Raw genomic sequence first — 19,939 nt, forward strand, 5'->3', positions numbered from 1 at the left:
AGAACGCAGGAATGACCCTCGCCCCGGGGGGAGAGGGTCAGGGCAAGGGGAAAGGAATCAGGCAGGCATCGATTTACGTATCGCGCTCAGCAGCGTCTGTGCACCTGAGGAGAGCGGCGTATCAACGCGGGTTAGAATGCCAATCGGTTCGCCGGCGCCGGGCGAGGTCACCGGCAGTGCGGTGAGCGTGCCCTGGCGTAAATCATCTTTGACCGCGCCGGAGGGGACGAACCAGACGTAATCATAATCCACGGTAAGCTGGCGTGACAGGGAGGCGGACAGGGTTTCAATACAGCCTGTCGGCAGCGTACAGCCCTGCATCTGCAATAACGTTTCGGCATTTTGCCGTGGAACCGTACCTTTTGGAGACACGACCACCGGCCACTCCATCACCCGGCTTAGGGTAACCGTATCCTGCAACAGAGGATGGTTGGGGCGTACCACCAGCTTCAGGGATTCCAGGAACAGCAGTTCATAATTCAGCCCCACCATCAGTTCGGGATCTGACATCCGTCCGATACCCAGATCCAGCTCGCCGGATTTCAGCCCCGCAAGCAGCATGGTGTTATTCATGGTGGCGACCTGCAGGGTCGTATGTTTCTGCTGTTTGTGAAACTGACCAATGACCGGCGGCAAAATGCCCAGCGCCGCCGTGGGCAGGGCACCCACACGGACAATCTCGTGCGTCTGCTCTTCTTTACGGTTTAGCGCCTGTCCGGCGGTATTGAGCGCATCAAGCACTTTGACTGCATGGGTCAGAAACTGCTCGCCGACCAGGGTCAGTTGTGCGCCCAGACGGCCGCGATCGAACAGACGGGCACCGGTCAGTTGTTCCAGCTCGTTAAGCGTTTTTGAGAGAGCAGGCTGGCTCAGGTTAAGGGTTTCAGCCGCACGCCCCAGCGTTCCCTGTTGAGCGACGGCCACAAATGTATGCAAATGGCGCAAGCGTATGCGCTGACTGAACAGACCATTTTTTTCCATAGGCGATGTTAAAAACAGAGCGATGCGGGTGACAAGCTAAGTTGTTTAATTTTGATAACTTGATAGCAAAATATTTTTAACATTTGATCTGTTTGAGTTACAACATGTTTTTGGCGGGGGGCTGAACGTCCTTGTTCATTTATTGCACATTCGGGCAGGGAAACGTTAAATCACGCCATCACCGCCGTCGGAACACCATACCTGGCCTGTCGTAAAGGAACACTCATCTGACGCCAGCGTGACGTATAAAGGTGCAATCTCCACCGGCTGGCCCGGACGGCCCAGGGGTGTGTCACCCCCAAACTGCTTCACTTTTTCCATCGGCTGGCCGCCGCTGGATTGCAGCACCGTCCAGTAAGGCCCGGGAGCCACGGCATTAACGCGAATGCCCTTCGGCCCCAGTTGTTTGGCAAGGGATTTGGTAAACACCGCCAGACAGGCTTTGGTCTGGGCATAGTCCAGCAGGACAGGGCTGGGTTTTACCGCCTGCACTGAGGAGGTGTTAATAATTGCCGCAGGGGCTTTCAGATGGCGAAGCGCTGCTTTGGTGATCCAGAACGGGGCATAAACGTTGGTTTTAAACGTGGCATCGAAATCTTCGGTAGTGAGTTCTTCCAGCGATTCCCGATACTGCTGGCGACCGGCGTTGTTCACCAGAATGTCCAGTCCGCCAAGTTTAGCCACCGCTTCTTCCACCAGGTTCTGGCAGAAGGTTTCATCCCGGACATCCCCCGGCAGCGCGACGGCGTTGCGTCCTTCGGCCTTGATCAGGTCGATGACTTCTGCGGCGTCTTTCTCTTCTTCAGGCAGATAGTTAATGGCGACATCGGCGCCTTCACGGGCGTAGGCAATGGCCACCGCGCGGCCGATACCGGAGTCACCGCCGGTAATCAGCGCTTTTTTGCCCGCCAGACGGCCGTGGCCTTTATAGCTCGTTTCCCCGTGATCGGGAACAGGTTGCATCTCAGAAGCCAGTCCTGGTGGCGTCTGCGGCTGTTCCGGGAAAGGGGGTTGCGGATAAGCGTTCGTACGTTGTTGAGTATCACTCATAGCTGACTCCTTAAGCCAATAGGTGAGTTAGGATGAAAATACAGCGTTAACGCTTCGCTGAGTTATTTCTGCAGATGATCGACACGCACCACGGAAGGCGATGACTTTTTATCAAGCGAACCGTTAATGCTGATCATCTGGTCTGGTTTGACTGTTCTGCCGTCAAAAACTGCTTTTGGGATAATAACGTCGATTTTTCCGGATTTATCCTGAAATACATACTTATCGCCGCTACCGTCAATAAGGTTGCCGCGCAGTGAAATGGTCGCGCCATCATGCATTTGTCTCGCCTGGTCGATGGTCATAATACGGGCATCATCGGTGCCGCGATAACCGCTATCCAGCGCATGTGGAGGAGGCGGCGCTTCACCCTTTTGTAACCCGCCGTTATTATCAGCCCATGCGGTTGGCACCATAAATATTAAAAAAGCGGAAATAAGTGATAATTTCATCTGATATCCTTCATTTAAGGTGTCTTGACTTATTAAGTATTGTTGCTATTCCTTTATGTGGCAAATGTGATAAGTCTTAAAAACATTCGCCATACAAAACAGAACGTTTGGTAAATAAGCGAAACGGTGATGGCTGCCATGAATGATAAAAATGAAAAGTTACCCGGGATAAATGAGAGTTATCGCTTGCTGAGGTTTGAATATGCATTTCGCCAGGTCGGATTTATTGTGTTACTGAGTATTATCATCGCAGCGATTGCCGGTCTGTTTTCAAGTGGGATAGTGAGTGACACGGAGAAAACCAATTCTGCAAAAAACCTGACCCTCAACTATGAGCGCTTTGCGCGTCGCCAAACGGAGTCGCGACTTCAGCTGACCTTTCCGGTCAACAGCGAGGGCAAATACACTGTGAGCATGACCAGCGAGAGCAGCGACGCCTACGAGCCGGGCAGCGTCTGGCCGCAGCCAGACAGCATGTACAGCCGCGGGAACACGCTCTATTTTGTCTATAATCATCTTGAAAAATCGCCACATTTTTCGGTCTGGCTGTTCATTACCCCGACCAGAGGTGGTAAATGGCACAACGTCATTCGTGTAAACAACCTGCCGGATATTCCTTTCTGGCAATTTATTTACCCTTAGGAGGCTGCCATGGATATGGTTTTTAGGGCGTTGGCGATTTACCTGTTTCTGGTGGTGGTCTTCAAAGTTGCCGGACGACGTGCGTTGCTGCAGATGACCAGCTTTGACCTTATTCTCCTGTTAATTATCAGCGAAGCAACCCAGCAGGCCCTGCTGGGGGAGGATTTTTCGGTCACGGGTGCAATGATAACCATCACCACGCTGGTGGTTGTGGATATTATTTTTGGACTGATGAAAAAGTATTTTTCGCCGGTGGAGAATATCCTGGATGGCACGCCGGTAATTCTGGTTGAGAACGGCGTGCCCTTAGCAGATAAACTAAAAAAGGTCGATGTTTCATGTGATGATATTCTGGTTTCAGCCCGGCAGAATAATGGTATTACAAAGTTAAGCGAAATCAAATATGCCATTCTGGAACGCAATGGCCATATTTCCATTATTCCTGAGAAAAAATGAGAGGCCTGATGATGAGCAATCTATACCACGACAACAGCATTACCGTGGCTGAACTGACCAAAAAACTGGCGAGCAGGTTAATCGATGCCGGGCTTCGCTTAACAACCGCAGAATCCTGCACCGGCGGAAAGCTTTCCGTGGCGCTCTGCGCGGAAGAGAACACTGCCGATTTTTATGATGTGGGGCTGGTCGTCTTCAGCGATAGCGCGAAGGAGAGGATCCTGGGCGTAAGCCCGGAAACCCTCGCGCGGTTTACCGCCGTCAGTGAACAGACCGTCACCGAGATGGCAGCCAGCATCCGCGACATTGCCCAGGCCGATGTCAGTATTGCCATCAGCGGGTATGCCGGGCCGGAAGGGGGAGATGACGGCACGGCGGCGGGGACCGTGTGCTTCGCCTGGAATATCGGCGGAAAGACGGAAACGAGCAGGGTGCTCTTTTCCGGCGACTGTCAGGACGTGGTGGAAAAAGCGGTGCATTACTCGCTGGCTGAATTAGTGACGAAATTATCGGGCTGAAATAACGCGGAGGTTTTATGGCTGTGATGGTCATTACTGGCGGGACGGCGGGCGTGGGGAAAGCCACGGCGCTGCACTTTGCAAAAGCAGGCTACGATGTGGGCATTATTGCGCGCGAGGAGACAAGCCTTCACTCGACCCAGGAAGAGCTACGCCGTTTTGGCGTCAATGCGTTGGCCGTGCAGGCGGATGTGGCCGACAGTCAGGCGGTGGTGGATGCCGCCAACGAAATTGAGTATCGCCTTGGGGCGATAGATGTGTGGGTCAATAATGCCATGGGGGCGGTGCTGGCGCCGTTTCGGACCATGACGCCGGATGAATTTCGCCGTGTCACAGAAGTCACCTACCTTGGCTACGTGAACGGTACCCGTGCCGCGTTGGAACTGATGGTGCCGCGCGATCGAGGCGTGATTATTCAGGTTGGCTCCGCGCTGGCCTACCGCTCCATTCCTCTGCAGTCCGCCTACTGCGGCGCCAAAGCCGCGATCCGGGGCTTTACCGATGCGGTGCGTACCGAGCTGATGCATGAGAACAGCCGGGTGCAGCTCGCCATGGTCCAGATGCCGGGGCTGAATACCCCGCAGTTTGAATGGGCACGGAATAAGTTTGCCTGGGCGATGCGCCCGGTTCCGCCGGTGTTTGAGCCGGAAGTGGCCGCGAGTGCCATTTTCAGGGTGGCGCAAAAACCGGTGCGCGAGCTGTGGGTGGGCAGCAGTACCATCCAGTCGATTGTCGGCCAGTTCCTCTTCCCCGGCTTTCTTGATCGTCTGATGGTGAAAAAGGCCTGGGAAGGGCAGATGACCGACACCCTGAACGCAGAAGACCGGCGGGATTATCTCGACCAGCCGGTCAACGACCTGCATAAAATCCACGGCCATTTCTCCGCTGAGGCGAAAACGCGCGCCAGCGCCGTCTCCTCCGGCGCGCCCGGGAAAGTGCTGCTGGGCTCCCTGGCCGTCGCAGGGATTGTGCTCACACGCCTGATGCGCGGCCGCAAAAAGTAGTCAGCGCAGCGCGCTACGGTTTGTCCAGAACCAGCGATAGCCGTAGCCGCCTATATCCAGCTCAACGGTTTTGCCGCAGACCAGCGCATCCTCGTAGCGTTTGTCTGCCAGGCAGGCGGTCCAGGTGGCGTGGCGGATCCCTCTGGCGGTGAAGGTCACCGGTTTATCGCTGAAATTAACAAAGGTAAGAATGCTGCGATCTTCAGCCTCGTAGTAAATCCCCAGCACTGCATCATTATCGATGGCGATAAGATGAAACGGCGCCACGGCAATCTCCGGGAATTCAGACCGGGTGTTGGCGATATCGATAATCCGGTGCAGCAGTGAGTTGCGGTGCAACAGCGAATCCGCCACGTTAATTTTCTGATAACGATAGGGCCCGTGGTCAATGATGGGCGCGATAAAGCTCTGCGGGTCTGCGTCAGAGAAGCCACCGCCCTGAGAGGGCGCCCACTGCATGGGCGTACGCACGGCGTAACGCTCTTCTAAATCCAGATCATCACCCATGCCGATTTCATCCCCGTAGCGCATAACGGGCACCCCGGGCAGGGAGAACAGCACGGCGTGGCAGAGCGCCAGCCGCTTCTGGTCGCCATTCAGCATGGGCGCCAGGCGACGGCGGATCCCACGCTGGTACACGTTCATCTCTTCATCCGGGGCGAACGTGTCGAGGACGAACTGTTTATCCTTTTTACCGATCCCCTCCAGATCCAGCTCGTCGTGGTTACGCAGCCAGTTGGCAAAGCAGCAGGAGTCCGGCGGGACGATCATTTTCTTCACCGCGTTGCGCAGCGGGCGGGCGCTTTTCCTGGCCAGGCTCACGTAGAAATATTTGTTAAGCCAGAAGTTAAGCACCAGATGCAGGCGGTCGTTATTGCCAAAATAGTCCTTGTAGGCTTCCACCTCTACGTCAACTTCCCCGAGCAGGATCGCCTGCGGGTTATGTTGGGTAATCAGGCGGCGCAGGTGCTCCAGGATCCACAGCCCCTTTTTCTCGTCACCGCCTCCGGCCTGGGTGGTGAGATGCGACGCGGCATCCAGACGGAATCCCGATACGCCAAGCTTGAGCCAGAAGAGGATAATGTTCTCTATCTCTTTAATTACCGCAGGTGAGGTGAGGTTGAGATCCGGCTCGTGGCGATAAAACATATGCCGGTAGTATTGGCCCGCCTCGTCATCCCATGTCCAGATGCTCTTTTCCACGCCGGGGAACATCGGAGGCGTATCGTCATCGTCATTATCTGACCACAGATAATAGTCGCGAAAGGGGGATTTCGGGTTGCGCCGGGCCTCCTGAAACCAGGGGTGGGCGTCCGACGTATGCTGGATCAACAGCTCGATAATGACCTGCATCCCCAGCTCACGTGCCTGCTCAATAAAAGCGATAATATCCGCCAGTTTGCCGAACCGGGGGGCGACCTGCAGGTGGTCGCTGACGTCATACCCTTCGTCCAGAAAAGGGGTAAGGTAAAATGGGGTGATCCAGATTACTGTCGCCCCCATGCGGCGTATATATCGCAACTTGGCCGTTATTCCGGCGATGTCTCCGCAGCCATCGCCGTTTAAATCGTAAAACAGTGCCGTATCAATTTGATAAATAATGGCCCGTGTATGCCATCCTGCCATCCTGCACCTCAGTGGTAACCTTCTGTATCAGAAACTTTTCCCCGAAAGACGTAGTAACTCCAGGCGGTGTACACCAGGATCACCGGAATAATCAGTAACGTCCCCACCAGCATAAAGAGCTGGCTGGCGGGCGGGGCCGCGGCATCCCACAGGCTAATGCGCGGCGGAATAATGTTCGGCCACAGGCTGATGCCAAGTCCGCTAAAACCGAGAAAGATAAGCCCAAGCGTCAACAGGAACGGACGCGCGTGGCTGGCCGGGTTGCGGGTCAAGCGCCAGATCCACAGGCTAAATACGCCTACCAGCAGAGGCACCGGCAGGAACCAGAAGAAGTTAGGCAGGGTAAACCAGCGCTCGGCCACGTACTGCCAGCCGAGTGGCGTCCAGATGCTCACCACCGCGATGACGACAATCAGCGCCAGCAGCACGTGGCGGGTCAGTTCGCGCATGCGGTTTTGCAGTGCACCTTCGCTTTTCATGATAAGCCACGTGGTGCCCAGGAGCGTGTAGGCCACCACCAGCCCGATACCGCAGAACAGGTTGAAGGGGGTCAGCCAGTCGAGGGCAGAACCCACGTAGCGACGGCCTTCCACTTCAAAACCGTTGATCACCGCGCCGACCACCACGCCCTGGCTGAAGGTGGCGAGTAGCGAGCCTCCCGCAAAGGCATAGTCCCAGAACTGGCGGTGAGAGGGCGTCGCTTTGAAGCGGAACTCAAAGGCGACACCGCGAAAGATAAGACCGATCAGCATGGCGGTAAGCGGAATGGTGAGCGCATCGATGATCACCGCATAGGCCAGCGGAAAGGCGCCAAAGAGCCCTGCGCCGCCCAGCACCAGCCAGGTTTCGTTGCCGTCCCAGACGGGGGCCACGCTGTTCACCATCACGTCGCGCTCTTTAGCATCGCCCACGAAGTTAAACAGCAGACCGATCCCCAAATCAAAGCCATCCATGATGATGTACATCAGGGTGGCGAAGACGATGATGGCAAACCAGATAACCGAGATATCGACGCCCATCAGATTCTCTCCTCTTCCGGAACAGACTCAGCGGCAGACAGCGGACGGGCGGGAGTGCCCGAGGTGTTTGAGGTTAGCGTGTCCACCGGCTGTGGTCCTTTCTTAATCAGACGCACAAGGTAGACATAGCCCACGCCAAACACCGAGCAATAAACGACGATGAAGGCCAGCAGGCTGATGCTCATCTGCAGCGTGCTATGCAGAGAGACCGCGTCGATGGTGCGCAGATAGCCGTAGACCACCCACGGCTGGCGACCCACTTCGGTGGTCACCCAGCCAGCGAGCAGCGCCAGCAGACCGGCTGGCCCCATACAGAGGGCAAACCAGTGGAACGGGCGCGAGTGATACAGCCGGTGGCGATAGCGTAGCCACAGGCTCAGGACGCCGAGGGCAATTATCAACAGCCCCATGCCAACCATGATGCGGAACGACCAGAAGACGATGGTGGAGTTCGGGCGATCTTCTTTCGGGAAATCTTTCAGCGCGGGGACCTGTTTATCCAGACTGTGGGTGAGGATCAGGCTGCCGAGGGCCGGGATCTCAAGCCCGTATTTGGTGCGCTCCTCTTCCATATCCGGCAGACCAAACAGCAGCAGCGGGGTGGCTTCCCCTGGCGGATTTTCCCAGTGCCCCTCGATGGCGGCGATTTTGGCAGGCTGATGCTCAAGCGTGTTCAGGCCATGCATATCCCCGACTACGGCCTGAATGGGGGCGACCAGCAGGGCCATCCACATGGCCATCGAGAACATTTTGCGAATGGCGGGCGTGTCGTTGCCGCGCAGCAGGTGCCAGGCCCCCGACGCGCCCACAAACAGCGCGCTGCACAGGAACGCGGCAATGGACATATGGATCAGCCGGTACGGGAAAGAGGGGTTGAAGATGACGGCCAGCCAGTCTTCAGGGATCACCTGGCCGTTCTCAATGGTGAAGCCCTGCGGAGTGTGCATCCAGCTGTTAGAGGCGAGGATCCAGAAGGTGGACATTAGCGTACCCAGCGCCACCATGCAGGTTGCGAAGAAGTGCAGTCCCGGTCCAACCTTGTTCCAGCCGAACAGCATTACGCCGAGGAAACCGGCCTCGAGGAAGAAAGCGGTTAATACCTCGTAGGTCAGTAATGGCCCGGTGATGCTGCCTGCAAACTGAGAGAACCCGCTCCAGTTGGTGCCGAACTGATAGGCCATGACCAGCCCGGACACAACGCCCATACCAAAGTTGACGGCAAATATTTTGAGCCAGAAATGGTACAGGGAGCGCCAGACGTCGTTTTTGGTACGCAGCCACATCCCTTCGAGCACCACCAGATAGCTGGCAAGCCCGATGGTGATCGCCGGAAAGAGAATATGAAACGAGACGGTAAAAGCGAACTGAATTCTCGCCAGATGAAACGCGTCGAGTTCGAACATGGTCCGTACCTCTGGAACGATGGGGCACGAGAATTACCAGGCAGCGGGAGCTGCCTGGCAAAACCGGTTACGGTTTTTTCTTACCGGCGCCTAGCTCGGCACCTGTTAACGGGTCGGCGTTCGGATCGGATTTTGTGCGAGCAGACATCGCCTTAACGAGCGTAGCCTGTTCGGTCGAGAGCGTCACGCTTGCACTCCCGTCTCCACCGTCAACCGCAGGTTGGGGGGCCTCAACGTAGTCGAAATGCTTATCGCTGTTCCAGCTTCCGCGGACCTCGCCACCTTCAGACATATTGTAGTACTTGTTGGTGAATTCCTCGATTGGCGGCAATTTCCCCGGCGGGAAATTATTGCGAATAGACTGAAGCGCCTTCTCGAAGGAGAGCTGGTGCGCCGCCTCTCGCGTCATCAGAAACGCCAGTGCATCTTTCACCCCGGGATCGTCTGTCACGTTGATCAGACGCTCATAGATGATTTTTGCCCGCGCCTCTGCGGCCACGTTCGAGCGCAGATCCGCCGTGGGTTCACCAATGGTATCAACATAGGCCGCCGTCCAGGGCACACCCGCAGAGTTAGTGAGCGGGGTACCGCCGCCGTAGAGCAGGGAGGTGATATGGCTGTCGTTGCCGTTTTCGGTCATGGACCGGTACAGCTCGGCTTCGTTCTCTACCCCTTCCGCCAGCGCGCCTTTGGCCCCTTTATTCAGCATGCCGACCAGCGTCCCGATGATTTCGAGGTGGCTCAACTCCTCGGTCGCGATATCCATCAGCATATCTTTACGGCCAGGATCGTCATCACTCAGGCCCTGGGTGAAGTAGCGACAGGCGGCCGCCAATTCACCCTGCGGCCCGCCAAATTGTTCCAGCAGAAGATTGGCGAGGCCGGGATTCGGTTCAGCAACGCGAACCGTGTATTGCAGCTGTTTGACGTGTCGAAACATACACTCTCCTGTGGTTTATTTTTTCGCTTCGACACCTGATGCATCAGAACGCAGCAGGAACTGTTCCGTCGTTTGCGGAATATGACGAATCAGCCAGTCGGCCATCTCGCGCTCTTCGGCGAGAATGGTTTCAATGGCGGGTACAGAGGCGGTGTCGCCCGCTTTTTTGGCCGCGGCCAGCAGGGAGGTGTAGCAGGCAATTTCGAACTGTTCGAAAACATAGCCGCTGATGGAGCCTTTAACAATCTCATCGGACGGGAACATGCCGCCGATGGACTGGCCGAGCGCAGCCATTTTGCTCATCGAGTCTTTTAAAACCGAACGAGAAATATCATTACGATCGAGGATTTCCTCCAGCAATGTGATTTGCCGTTTTGTCTCATTAAGGTGCTGCTCAATACGGGCGCGAACATCAGGATAATTTTCAATACGGCTGGCCATCGATTCCAGCATTGATTCGGCTTGCTTTTCCATTGCATGGGCATCGCGTAGCCAGTCATGGTAGTGTTCTACGTGATTCATATTTCGTTCCTCATTATAGGTTCGCTTATTTGGTCTCACTTTCAGCAGCCTGATCGGCACGTGCGGCACTGTAGCCAGATAAATGGCCGACAATATTGGCGTAAATACTGATGATAATGACCCATAGTACGCTATTCTTCCACCATATTACGGAAGGGATAGCAAGAATGAACCATATTATAGCTGCCGTTAAATGGCACCGTTTAATTGTCCTGGGACTGATGCTCATTATATTTAACCTGTGTTATAGCGTCATTTTTGCGCTTTTTGGTTAATATTTCCTACGGCCAGGTCGGTGAGTTTAAGATCGGTTTCTTTTTCTTCTTCCAGTGTTTCGGCAAGAAGTTTAACGGCTTTTTTATAGCCAAGTTGTTCTGCTAATGTGGCAAGGGTACCGTAACTGGCAATTTCGTAATGTTCCACTTTTTGCGCAGCAGCAATTAATGCAGCATCACGGACTTCATTCTTTTCTGTGCTTTCGATGACCTCATTGGCCTCTTCAATTAAGCCTTCCATTGCCACACATTTCATTCGCTTAAGCTTAATACCGTCTTCCTGTTCGATAATCTGATCGATACGCTCAATCTGACCCTGCGTCTCCTCAAGGTGGGCGGTGAAGGCCGCGCTGAGCTTTTCACTGGAGGCGGCGCGGGCGAGTTTGCTCAGGGCTCGGGTAAGCTGTTTTTCCGCGCTGTAGGTATCGGACAGTAGATGAATAAAAACATCCTCGATACTTTTCATATTCATATATTTTGCTCCGGTTAAAACGTTAAGGGAACTGCGAGCCTTTCGGCCCGCAGCATGCTCTCTGGTATTACTGAGACAGCTTAATAAAATCAGGAGTTATCAGATTTACGGCCTCCGCCGTGACTATTCTGACCCCCTTTCTTACCTGCTTCAGATGCGCGTTGCGGATCGTTTTTGAAATTACCGCCGCTGTGCTGGCCGCCTTTACGTCCAGCTTCTGATGCTTTTTCACGGTCTTCAGCGAAATTACCGGAACCACCACGATGCTCTGCCATATTAAACCTCATAGTCATATATTGGTTATGTCAGTACGATACAGAAATATTCCGTATCACTCGTCGTTCGAGTAATAACTTTAGACGCTGTGCGGCATGCGTCAAATGCGTTTCGCCATTCACGGTTGCGTTATTTAAAAATATTGGTGGGTTTACGCTTCGTTTGGCGAAAAAATATGGATGAGTGGGAAGGACTTGTAAAAAAATGCTCGGATTAATCCTAAGTTGCCGCTAAAAACCTGAAAGGTGAGGATAAAAATTGTAGCGCCACAATTTCGTTCAATTTTTAGCCGGGATGGTCTCCAAAATTACTCCTTTAAAGCTAGAAAACAGAATAATCATTAATTATAAGGAAACTCCTGGACGACGGGCCGGGGGGAAAGGAAGGGGGCCTGGTACGGCCGCGACAGGTTCGGGCAGCACACGGTTTGACCACTGTCGTCGTAAGATCACAAATCGTAAATTCTTCCCCCCGGAAGGAACGGGTTTCTCTACACTCCAGGTAATATTCACTGGAGGCATGACACCATGGCGAACACCATCACGGCTGATGATATTCGGGAACATTTTTCGCAGGCTATGTCGGCGATGTACCAGCAGGAAGTTCCGCAGTACGGCACCTTGCTTGAGCTCGTCGCGGACGTAAACCTGGCGGTTCTGGAAAACAATCCACTCTTACATGAACAACTGGCGAATGCAGATGAGCTGGCGCGCCTGAATGTGGAGCGTCACGGGGCTATCCGCGTTGGCACCGCAAAAGAGCTTTCTACTTTACGTCGTATGTTTGCCATCATGGGCATGTACCCGGTCAGCTACTACGATCTCTCTCAGGCGGGCGTTCCGGTTCACTCGACGGCATTTCGCCCGGTGGATGATGCGGCGCTGTGCCGTAACCCGTTTCGTATCTTTACCTCACTGCTGCGCCTTGAGTTGATTGAGAACGTTGCCCTCCGCGAGCGGGCGGCGGAGATCCTCTCTCACCGCAACATCTTTACGCCGCGCTGCCTGGCGCTCATCGAACTGCATGAAAAAGAAGGGGCGTTCACCGAGGCGCAGGCGCGGGAGTTTGTTCAGGAAGCGTTAGAAACCTTCCGCTGGCACCGTCATGCGACGGTAGATCAGGAGACCTATCTGGCGCTGCATAATGAGCATCGCCTGATTGCGGATGTGGTCTGTTTCCCGGGATGCCACATCAACCACCTTACGCCACGCACGCTGGATATTGACCGGGTGCAGGAGCTGATGCCGAAGTACGGCATTGAACCCAAAATTCTGATTGAAGGGCCGCCGCACCGCGAGGTGCCGGTGTTATTGCGTCAGACCAGCTTCAAGGCGCTGGAAGAGCCGGTGCTGTTTGCCGGGGAACATAAAGGCACCCATACCGCGCGCTTTGGTGAAATTGAACAGCGCGGGGTAGCGTTGACGCCGAAAGGTCGCGAGCTTTATGACAGTTTGCTCGCCGAGTCCGGCACCGGTAAAGACAACCTGACCCATCAGCTTCATCTGCGTGAAGTGTTCAGCGCCTTCCCGGACAGCGAGCTGATGATGCGCCGACAGGAGCTGGCGTATTTCCGCTATCGCCTGACGCCAGCGGGTGAAGCGCATCGTCATGCGTTTCGTCCGGGCGACGATCCGCAGCCGTTAATTGAACGCGGGTGGGTGGTTGCCCAGCCGATCACCTACGAAGATTTCCTGCCGGTCAGCGCCGCAGGGATTTTCCAGTCCAATCTCGGGAATGAAACCCAGGCGCGCAGCCACGGTAACGCCAGCCGGGATGCCTTCGAAGCGGCGCTGGGCTGCCCGGTCTATGACGAGTTCGCACTGTACGAGGAGGCGGAAACCCGCAGCAAACAGCGTTGCGGTTTGCTCTGAAATCGTTACTCTTCAGGGGTGTGATGGAAAAAGAAGGTAGTTATGCAATATCCCTCCGCCCCTGTGGTTGAAACGCGCTACGGCGCACTGGCTGGTTTTACGGATAATACTGTTCAGGCGTGGTACGGCATTCCCTACGCCGCACCGCCCGTTGGCAACTGGCGGTGGCGCTCGCCGCGACCGCCCGAACGCTGGGATGGGGTTCGCACGGCAACGGCGTTTTCCGCCTCAAGCTGGCAAAGCAGCGAATATTGCCAGGAGCTGGGCGGCGGGGATCCCGGACAGTTTTCAGAGGATTGTCTTTATCTTAACGTGTGGTCGCCCGTTGACCGCGTTGAGCCGCTGCCGGTGATGGTCTGGCTGCACGGTGGTGGGTTCACGCTCGGCGCGGGTGGCTTACCGCCCTATAACGGCAGGGCGCTGGCGGAACGCGGCGTGGTGGTGGTCACCCTCAATTACCGTCTTGGTCATCTCGGCTTTTTCGCCCATCCTGCGCTGGAGGGGGAAGAAGATCGCGTGGTGCATAATTTTGCCCTGCTGGATCAGATCGCCGCCCTCGAGTGGGTGCGGGACAATATCGCCGCGTTTGGCGGCAATCCCGAAAACGTCACGCTGTTTGGTGAATCAGCTGGCGCACGCAGCGTGTTGTCGCTGCTGGCCTCGCCGCTGGCGAAAGGGTTATTTCATAAAGCGATTGTGCAAAGTGGCTATACCTTGCCGGATACCCCGCGCGAGCAGGCCCTGCGAAAAGGGGAAGCGCTGGCCGCGCATTTTGGGCTGGAGAACGCGACAGCGGAGCAGTTGCGTGCTATTCCACCTGAGTCGTTCTGGCCGTTAACGGCACCGCTGAATATCGCCCCGGCCCCTGTTGCCGGAGATTGTGTTCTCCCGGAGCCGATGCTGGACGTATTCTTCGCCGCCCGTCAGCAGCCTGTCCCCATCATGATTGGCTCCAACAGCGACGAGGCGAGCGTAATGGCGGTGTTTGGCATCGATCTCGCCGGACAAATTCAGAAGCTCCGCCGGGAGCGGCGCTTTGGTCTGGGGCTGATCAAGCTGCTCTATCCAGGCGTGAAAGGCGATGAAGAGCTGGGAAGGCAGGTGTGCCGGGATATGGCGTTCACCACCATGGGCTATGTGGTGATGCAGGCCCAGCAGCGCGTCGGCGCGCCGTGCTGGCGCTACTGGTTTGACTATGTGGCCGAAGCGGAGCACGCCATCTATCTCAACGGTGCCTGGCACGGCAACGAGGTGCCGTATGTTTTTGATACGCTCGGAGAGGTGGAACCTTCACGGCAGTATGTGAACGCGCGTGATTTACAGTTCGCCGCCCACGTGGCCGACTACTGGGTGAGTTTTGCCCGCGATGCCGGGCATCGTGACAGCCTGCCTGGGCCGACGCACTGGCCAGCCTGCCGTAAAGGGCGTGACGTCCTGTTACGCATTGGTGTGAATAAGCATGCAGGTTTTAAGCTTGAAAACCGCTTTATGCGCGCCCGCATGAGCCTATTCAAACGGGTGATGAAGCACCACGTTAACCTCGATTAAGCAAACAGGCACGAAACGCGGCCAGGCCGTTTTCCGTGCCTGGCGCTTCGCGCAGCACCAGCCGGTAGCTCGCACCGGTTTTTATACTGGTCGCAAAAGGCCGCACCAGCCTTCCTGCGCGGATGTCCTCTTCCACCAGCGTTTCATCGGCGATGGCGACGCCCAGCCCCTGAATGGCCGCCGTAATGGCGAGATCCATCGTGTCGAAGTGTTGATTTTTGTGCATAACAACGCCCGGCTCATCCTGTTTCGCCAGCCACAGTGACCAGTCGGTTTTATCCCGTGTCGGGTGAAGAAAGGTTAATGAACCCAGTCCAGTCCCCGCCCGCAGCGGGCTGAGCACCGGAGTTAACGCCTCTTCGAACAGCAGATCGCCCGCGCTCATGTGCGTGCCAAACACGATGGCGGCGTCGTAGGATTCGGTTTTAAAGTTGACGTTATGATCGGTGGTGGTGGTCAACGCGATTTGCAGATCGGGCTGCTCGCGCTCTACCTCCAGCAGGCGCGGCACCAGCCAGCGCATGGCGCAGGTAGGCGCTTTCAGCCGGATCACCGTATGCTGGGTGCGGGCCCGATCGGCCACGTTCAGCATCTGTTCGAAAGCGGATTGTAGCTCCGGCAGCAGGGCGCTACCCTGGGAAGAGAGGCGTAATCCGCGCGCGTGGCGTTCAAAAAGCGGAAAGCCAAACCACGCTTCCAGAGCGGCGATTTTACGGCTCACGGCCCCCTGAGTCAGACAAAGCTCTCTGGCGGCATGGGTGAGATTCAGGTGACGCGCGGTCACCAGGAAGGCGTCGATGGCATTGAGCGGGAGCGAACGGCGCGACATAAAAACACCTCAGCTATGCATTTTTCTCATGGCTATTATGACAACAATTCGATTGTCCCGGCAACGGCGTTGTTGTTTGAATAGTTATGCAATCCCCATGAGAAGGATAAATGATGACCCTGAAGACCGCGGTACAAACCCGTTCCAAATTACCGGATGTGGGTACCACCATTTTTACCGTAATCGGCCAGCTTTCTGCTCAGCACAACGCCATCAATCTTTCTCAGGGCGCACCGAATTTTTCCTGCGACCCGAAACTGATTGCGGGCGTAACCCGCGCAATGGAGGCAGGGCATAACCAGTATGCCGCGATGACCGGCCTGCAGCCTTTGAAAGAGCGTATCGCGGAGAAAATTGCCACCCTTTACGGCACCACGTATGACCCGGGGCGCGAGGTGCTGGTTACCGCCAGTGCCAGCCAGGGGCTCTATTCCGCCATCAGCGGGCTGGTGCATCCGGGCGATGAGGTGATCTACTTCGAACCGTCATTTGATAGCTACGCGCCGATTGTTCGCCTGCAGGGTGCCACCCCGGTCGCCATCAAACTCACGGTGCCGGATTTTGCCGTGAACTGGGATGAGGTCCGCGCGGCCATCACCCCCAAAACGCGCATGATCATCATCAATACGCCACATAATCCAAGCGGGCAGGTGTTCTCCGCGAATGACCTGCAGCAGCTGGTGGCCGTGACGCGTAATACCGATATCATTATTTTGTCTGACGAAGTGTACGAGCACGTCGTTTTTGACGATGAGCCGCACCACGGTATGGCCACACACCCGCAGCTGGCGGAGCGTAGCGTCATTATCTCTTCCTTCGGAAAAACCTATCACGTTACCGGATGGCGCGTGGGGTACTGTGTTGCACCGGCGGCACTGATGGAAGAGATTTGTAAAGTGCATCAATTTTTGATGTTTTCTGCCGATACGCCAATGCAGCATGCGTTTGCCGAACATATGACCGATCCGCAAACCTGGCTGTCGCTGGCGACGTTTTATCAGCGCAAGCGCGATCTGCTGCAAACTCTGCTGGCTGAGTCGCCGTTTAAACTGCTGCCGAGCGCGGGCTCGTTCTTCCTGCTGGCGGATTACAGCCCATTCAGCGACGAGCCCGACAGCGAGATGGTGAAACGGCTGATCGTTGAGTGCGGTGTCGCGACCATTCCGCTGTCCGCTTTCTATACGGATGGTACGGACAATAAATTGATTCGTCTCTCTTTTGCCAAAGATGAGGCGACGTTACGGGCAGGTGCCCAGGCCCTGTGTCGGGTTAAACCACGCTAAGGAGTTTGAGATGAAATTACGCGCGTTAGTTGTCGGCATGGGACTGCTGTGTACGTTTTCGTCATTCGCGGCCACCGAACTGCGGTACGGACTGGAAGCGGAATATCCACCGTTTGAGAGCCGCAATGCCTCCGGCGAGCTGGAAGGGTTTGACGTTGAATTGGGGAATGCCATTTGCAAAGCCGCAGCGCTGAAATGCACCTGGGTGGAAACATCCTTTGATGCGTTGATTCCGGGACTGGTGGCGAAGAAATTTGATGCCATCAACTCGGCGATGAACATCACCGAACAGCGGCGCAAAAGTATCGATTTTACCCAACCTATCTACCGCATCCCCTCGCAGTTAGTCGGCAAGGCCGGAACCGCAGTAGAGGCGACACCTGAAGGGCTGAAGGGCAAAACCATTGGCGTGTTGCAGGGTTCCATTCAGGAAACCTATGCCAAAGAGCACTGGGAAAAGCAGGGTGTCACGGTAGTGTCGTATAAAGATCAGAATATGGCGTGGGGCGATTTGCTGAATGGCCGCATCGACGCCTCGCTGGTGATGTCCGCGGCCGGGCAGGCAGGGTTCCTGAGCAAGCCGCAGGGGAAAGGGTTTGGCTTTATCGGCAAACCGGTGTCTGACGATACCATCCTCGGCAGCGGGATCGGCTTTGGGCTGCGCAAAGGGGATGAGGCCACCAAAAAGCAGCTTGATGCCGCGATTGATAAAGTTCGTGCCGACGGCACGATCGCAAAACTCGCTGATAAGTACTTCCCGGGTATCGATGTCAGCGTAAAATAACCACCTCATTTCGCCCCGGTTGTCGATGTCGCACCGGGGCATTTTTCTTCACACTTTCCAGGCTTTCTTTACACCACTTTCGGGCCGTTCTGGTCGACAGAAAATATTTCTCACTTTGCTCATATAATCACCGGCCAACAATTGGATTCTTAACCGTTTTTGTTTAGGCTGTGCGTTCTTTCTTGCCGTCATTTCGCCGAGCGCGAAACACATTCACACGACCATAAGGACGTTTTTCCAGGCATGAATCGCAGACGTTTTTTACAAGGTTCGCTGGCAATGGCAGCCCTGAGCGGCACTTCTGGCCTTGCTTCACTGTTCTCCAGAGCGGCCTATGCCGCTGACTCTGACATCGCTGATGGCCAGAGCCGTCGTTTTGACTTCTCCGTACTGCAATCCATGGCCCATGACCTGGCGAAAACCCCGTGGGGTGGTGCGCCGCGTCCGCTGCCGGAAACGCTGGCAACCATGACGCCGCAGGCCTATAACGCCATCCGGTACGATGAAAAGCAGTCCCTGTGGAACAACATTGAAGGCCGTCAGCTTGACGTGCAGTTCTTCCACATGGGGATGGGCTTCCGCCGCCGCGTGCGGATGTTCTCCCTGGACCAGTCGACCTCCCAGGCGCGTGAGATCCACTTCCGCCCGGAGCTGTTCAGCTACGGGGATACCGGGGTAGATACCAAACAGCTGGAAGGGCAGAGCGACCTCGGTTTTGCTGGCTTCCGCGCCTTCAAAGCACCTGAGCTGGCGCGTCGCGATATTGTCTCTTTCCTCGGCGCGAGCTATTTCCGTGCGGTGGATGACACTTACCAGTACGGCCTGTCGGCGCGTGGTCTGGCGGTGGACACCTTTACCGACACGCCGGAAGAGTTTCCTGATTTTACGGCCTTCTGGTTTGAAACCGTCAAACCGGGCGACACCACCTTTACCGTCTATACGCTGCTGGACAGCCCAAGCATTACCGGTGCCTATAAGTTCGTGATCCACTGCGAGAAGAGCCAGGTGATCATGGAGGTGGAAAACCATCTCTATGCGCGTAAAGACATCAAACAGCTCGGTATCGCGCCGATGACCAGTATGTTCAGCTGCGGCAATAACGAGCGCCGTATGTGCGACACCATTCATCCGCAGATCCATGACTCTGACCGTCTTGCCATGTGGCGCGGTAACGGCGAGTGGATCTGCCGTCCGCTGAACAACCCGCAGAAATTGCAATTCAATGCCTTTGTCGATAAAAACCCGAAAGGGTTTGGTTTGCTGCAGCTTGACCGGGATTTCTCCCACTATCAGGACGTGATGGGCTGGTATAACAAACGCCCAAGCCTGTGGGTGGAGCCGCGTAACGACTGGGGTAAAGGTGCGGTTGGCCTGATGGAGATCCCGACCACGGGTGAAACGCTGGATAACGTGGTTTGCTTCTGGCAGCCGGAAAAAGCGGTCAAAGCGGGCGATGAGCTGGACTTCAAATATCGCCTGTACTGGAGCGCCATGCCGCCGGTACGTTCCCCGCTGGCCAACGTCTTCGCGACGCGTACCGGTATGGGCGGCTTCCCGGAAGGCTGGGCGCCGGGTGAACACTACCCGAAAGTGTGGGCCCGCCGCTTCGCCATCGACTTTGTCGGCGGCGATCTGAAAGCGGCCGCGCCGAAGGGGATTGAGCCGGTGATTACGCTCTCCAGCGGTGAAGCGAAGCAGGTGGAAATCCTCTACGTTGAGCCGTTTGACGGATACCGCATTCTGTTTGACTGGTACCCAACGTCCGATTCGACGGAGCCGGTGGATATGCGCCTGTTCCTGCGCTGTCAGGGCGATGCCATCAGTGAAACCTGGCTGTATCAGTATTTCCCGCCAGCGCCGGACAAACGTAATTACGTTGACGACCGGGTAATGCGTTAACGATCGATTCCCTCTCCCTTCGGGAGAGGGATCCCCACAAATAATGCCTGCACAGACGGCCCCCTCTCCCTTTGGGCTGAGGGTTCCCT

Annotated in this window: 21 protein-coding genes; 9 read left to right on the forward strand and 12 right to left on the reverse strand. The window is 55.8% G+C overall.

Translation table 11 applies throughout. The features are described 5' to 3' along the window. Positions 1–57: 57 nt before the first annotated feature. The 3 genes from VF709_RS22875 to VF709_RS22885 form a co-directional block, all read right to left on the reverse strand. Positions 58–981, reverse strand: a complete 924-nt coding sequence (locus VF709_RS22875) for a LysR substrate-binding domain-containing protein (RefSeq protein ID WP_014831860.1) — start codon at positions 979–981, stop codon at positions 58–60. A 165-nt stretch (positions 982–1,146) separates the two neighbouring features. Further along, positions 1,147–2,031 (reverse strand): SDR family oxidoreductase, encoded by an 885-nt coding sequence (locus VF709_RS22880; protein ID WP_013096673.1) that lies wholly within the window; start codon positions 2,029–2,031, stop codon positions 1,147–1,149. Positions 2,032–2,093: 62 nt separating this feature from the next. Further along, positions 2,094–2,483 carry a YdeI family stress tolerance OB fold protein gene (locus VF709_RS22885; RefSeq protein ID WP_149896385.1) on the reverse strand — a complete coding sequence of 130 codons (390 nt, stop codon included), beginning with the start codon at positions 2,481–2,483 and terminating at the stop codon, positions 2,094–2,096. Positions 2,484–2,621: 138 nt separating this feature from the next. Here VF709_RS22885 and VF709_RS22890 point away from each other — a divergent pair, with 138 nt between their 5' ends. The 4 genes from VF709_RS22890 to VF709_RS22905 are packed head-to-tail and all read left to right on the forward strand — an operon-like array spanning position 2,622 to position 5,103. Beyond that, positions 2,622–3,125, forward strand: a complete 504-nt coding sequence (locus VF709_RS22890) for a hypothetical protein (protein WP_047024897.1) — start codon at positions 2,622–2,624, stop codon at positions 3,123–3,125. 9 nt (positions 3,126–3,134) lie between these two features. Further along, positions 3,135–3,581: a DUF421 domain-containing protein gene (locus VF709_RS22895; protein ID WP_013096670.1), complete on the forward strand. Its 447-nt coding sequence runs from the start codon at positions 3,135–3,137 to the stop codon at positions 3,579–3,581. Between the two features lie 11 nt (positions 3,582–3,592). After that, positions 3,593–4,099, forward strand: a complete 507-nt coding sequence (locus tag VF709_RS22900) for a 2-oxo-tetronate isomerase (protein WP_149896493.1) — start codon at positions 3,593–3,595, stop codon at positions 4,097–4,099. Positions 4,100–4,116: 17 nt separating this feature from the next. Beyond that, positions 4,117–5,103, forward strand: a complete 987-nt coding sequence (locus VF709_RS22905; protein WP_020688581.1) for an SDR family oxidoreductase — start codon at positions 4,117–4,119, stop codon at positions 5,101–5,103. Here the strand turns inward: VF709_RS22905 and VF709_RS22910 are convergent, their stop codons facing one another. From VF709_RS22910 to VF709_RS22945, 8 genes are all read right to left on the reverse strand, one after another. Beyond that, positions 5,104–6,729 (reverse strand): alpha-amylase family protein, encoded by a 1,626-nt coding sequence (locus VF709_RS22910; RefSeq protein ID WP_353797305.1) that lies wholly within the window; start codon positions 6,727–6,729, stop codon positions 5,104–5,106. An 8-nt stretch (positions 6,730–6,737) separates the two neighbouring features. After that, positions 6,738–7,748: a cytochrome d ubiquinol oxidase subunit II gene (gene cydB / locus VF709_RS22915; protein ID WP_020688583.1), complete on the reverse strand. Its 1,011-nt coding sequence runs from the start codon at positions 7,746–7,748 to the stop codon at positions 6,738–6,740. Beyond that, positions 7,748–9,151: a cytochrome ubiquinol oxidase subunit I gene (locus tag VF709_RS22920; protein WP_149896384.1), complete on the reverse strand. Its 1,404-nt coding sequence runs from the start codon at positions 9,149–9,151 to the stop codon at positions 7,748–7,750. The genes cydB and VF709_RS22920 overlap by 1 nt, the downstream gene beginning before the upstream one ends. A 67-nt stretch (positions 9,152–9,218) precedes the next feature. After that, on the reverse strand, positions 9,219–10,091 hold the full coding sequence (locus VF709_RS22925; protein WP_020688584.1) for a manganese catalase family protein: 873 nt from the start codon (positions 10,089–10,091) through the stop codon (positions 9,219–9,221). 15 nt (positions 10,092–10,106) lie between these two features. Next, positions 10,107–10,613 (reverse strand): ferritin-like domain-containing protein, encoded by a 507-nt coding sequence (locus VF709_RS22930; RefSeq protein WP_013096663.1) that lies wholly within the window; start codon positions 10,611–10,613, stop codon positions 10,107–10,109. Between the two features lie 25 nt (positions 10,614–10,638). Beyond that, positions 10,639–10,842, reverse strand: a complete 204-nt coding sequence (locus VF709_RS22935) for a hypothetical protein (protein ID WP_013096662.1) — start codon at positions 10,840–10,842, stop codon at positions 10,639–10,641. Positions 10,843–10,865: 23 nt separating this feature from the next. Beyond that, entirely contained in the window at positions 10,866–11,360 is a 495-nt protein-coding gene (locus tag VF709_RS22940; RefSeq protein WP_014831873.1) for a YciE/YciF ferroxidase family protein, read from the reverse strand. 89 nt (positions 11,361–11,449) lie between these two features. Continuing rightward, complete coding sequence (locus VF709_RS22945) at positions 11,450–11,635, reverse strand: general stress protein (protein ID WP_004150795.1); 186 nt, start codon at positions 11,633–11,635, stop codon at positions 11,450–11,452. Between the two features lie 528 nt (positions 11,636–12,163). Between VF709_RS22945 and hglS the strand changes: the two genes are divergently transcribed. Together hglS and VF709_RS22955 are read left to right on the forward strand one after the other, a co-directional pair. Then, positions 12,164–13,507 carry a 2-oxoadipate dioxygenase/decarboxylase HglS gene (gene hglS, locus VF709_RS22950; protein WP_440232353.1) on the forward strand — a complete coding sequence of 448 codons (1,344 nt, stop codon included), beginning with the start codon at positions 12,164–12,166 and terminating at the stop codon, positions 13,505–13,507. Positions 13,508–13,549: 42 nt separating this feature from the next. Further along, positions 13,550–15,055 carry a carboxylesterase/lipase family protein gene (locus VF709_RS22955; protein ID WP_040020828.1) on the forward strand — a complete coding sequence of 502 codons (1,506 nt, stop codon included), beginning with the start codon at positions 13,550–13,552 and terminating at the stop codon, positions 15,053–15,055. Here VF709_RS22955 and VF709_RS22960 read toward each other — a convergent pair. Then, positions 15,042–15,884, reverse strand: coding sequence for a LysR family transcriptional regulator (locus tag VF709_RS22960; RefSeq protein WP_020688590.1), 843 nt, complete (start codon positions 15,882–15,884; stop codon positions 15,042–15,044). The genes VF709_RS22955 and VF709_RS22960 overlap by 14 nt on opposite strands. A 113-nt stretch (positions 15,885–15,997) precedes the next feature. Between VF709_RS22960 and VF709_RS22965 the strand changes: the two genes are divergently transcribed. The 3 genes from VF709_RS22965 (at position 15,998) to VF709_RS22975 (ending at position 19,850) form a co-directional block, all read left to right on the forward strand. Beyond that, on the forward strand, positions 15,998–17,167 hold the full coding sequence (locus VF709_RS22965) for a pyridoxal phosphate-dependent aminotransferase (RefSeq protein ID WP_040020829.1): 1,170 nt from the start codon (positions 15,998–16,000) through the stop codon (positions 17,165–17,167). 10 nt (positions 17,168–17,177) lie between these two features. Further along, the gene (locus tag VF709_RS22970; protein WP_014831878.1) at positions 17,178–17,951 is read left to right on the forward strand and encodes an ABC transporter substrate-binding protein; all 774 of its coding nucleotides are present in this window, start codon (positions 17,178–17,180) and stop codon (positions 17,949–17,951) included. 243 nt (positions 17,952–18,194) lie between these two features. Further along, positions 18,195–19,850, forward strand: a complete 1,656-nt coding sequence (locus tag VF709_RS22975; RefSeq protein WP_013096654.1) for a glucan biosynthesis protein D — start codon at positions 18,195–18,197, stop codon at positions 19,848–19,850. Positions 19,851–19,939: the final 89 nt, after the last annotated feature.

Source organism: Enterobacter sp. Lyrl_3 (assembly GCF_051948675.1).
Lineage (GTDB): Bacteria > Pseudomonadota > Gammaproteobacteria > Enterobacterales > Enterobacteriaceae > Enterobacter > Enterobacter cloacae.

Coding starts and splice junctions, on each gene's coding strand:
- VF709_RS22965 (WP_040020829.1), top strand. CDS start 15,998: ATGACCCTGAAGACCGCGGTACAAACCCGTTCCAAATTACCGGATGTG.
- VF709_RS22910 (WP_353797305.1), bottom strand. CDS start 6,729: ATGGCAGGATGGCATACACGGGCCATTATTTATCAAATTGATACGGCA.
- VF709_RS22955 (WP_040020828.1), top strand. CDS start 13,550: ATGCAATATCCCTCCGCCCCTGTGGTTGAAACGCGCTACGGCGCACTG.
- VF709_RS22875 (WP_014831860.1), bottom strand. CDS start 981: ATGGAAAAAAATGGTCTGTTCAGTCAGCGCATACGCTTGCGCCATTTG.
- VF709_RS22935 (WP_013096662.1), bottom strand. CDS start 10,842: ATGAGCATCAGTCCCAGGACAATTAAACGGTGCCATTTAACGGCAGCT.
- VF709_RS22940 (WP_014831873.1), bottom strand. CDS start 11,360: ATGAATATGAAAAGTATCGAGGATGTTTTTATTCATCTACTGTCCGAT.
- VF709_RS22895 (WP_013096670.1), top strand. CDS start 3,135: ATGGATATGGTTTTTAGGGCGTTGGCGATTTACCTGTTTCTGGTGGTG.
- cydB (WP_020688583.1), bottom strand. CDS start 7,748: ATGGGCGTCGATATCTCGGTTATCTGGTTTGCCATCATCGTCTTCGCC.
- VF709_RS22960 (WP_020688590.1), bottom strand. CDS start 15,884: ATGTCGCGCCGTTCGCTCCCGCTCAATGCCATCGACGCCTTCCTGGTG.
- VF709_RS22900 (WP_149896493.1), top strand. CDS start 3,593: ATGAGCAATCTATACCACGACAACAGCATTACCGTGGCTGAACTGACC.
- VF709_RS22880 (WP_013096673.1), bottom strand. CDS start 2,031: ATGAGTGATACTCAACAACGTACGAACGCTTATCCGCAACCCCCTTTC.
- VF709_RS22885 (WP_149896385.1), bottom strand. CDS start 2,483: ATGAAATTATCACTTATTTCCGCTTTTTTAATATTTATGGTGCCAACC.
- VF709_RS22970 (WP_014831878.1), top strand. CDS start 17,178: ATGAAATTACGCGCGTTAGTTGTCGGCATGGGACTGCTGTGTACGTTT.
- VF709_RS22925 (WP_020688584.1), bottom strand. CDS start 10,091: ATGTTTCGACACGTCAAACAGCTGCAATACACGGTTCGCGTTGCTGAA.
- VF709_RS22920 (WP_149896384.1), bottom strand. CDS start 9,151: ATGTTCGAACTCGACGCGTTTCATCTGGCGAGAATTCAGTTCGCTTTT.
- VF709_RS22930 (WP_013096663.1), bottom strand. CDS start 10,613: ATGAATCACGTAGAACACTACCATGACTGGCTACGCGATGCCCATGCA.
- hglS (WP_440232353.1), top strand. CDS start 12,164: ATGGCGAACACCATCACGGCTGATGATATTCGGGAACATTTTTCGCAG.
- VF709_RS22890 (WP_047024897.1), top strand. CDS start 2,622: ATGAATGATAAAAATGAAAAGTTACCCGGGATAAATGAGAGTTATCGC.
- VF709_RS22905 (WP_020688581.1), top strand. CDS start 4,117: ATGGCTGTGATGGTCATTACTGGCGGGACGGCGGGCGTGGGGAAAGCC.
- VF709_RS22945 (WP_004150795.1), bottom strand. CDS start 11,635: ATGGCAGAGCATCGTGGTGGTTCCGGTAATTTCGCTGAAGACCGTGAA.
- VF709_RS22975 (WP_013096654.1), top strand. CDS start 18,195: ATGAATCGCAGACGTTTTTTACAAGGTTCGCTGGCAATGGCAGCCCTG.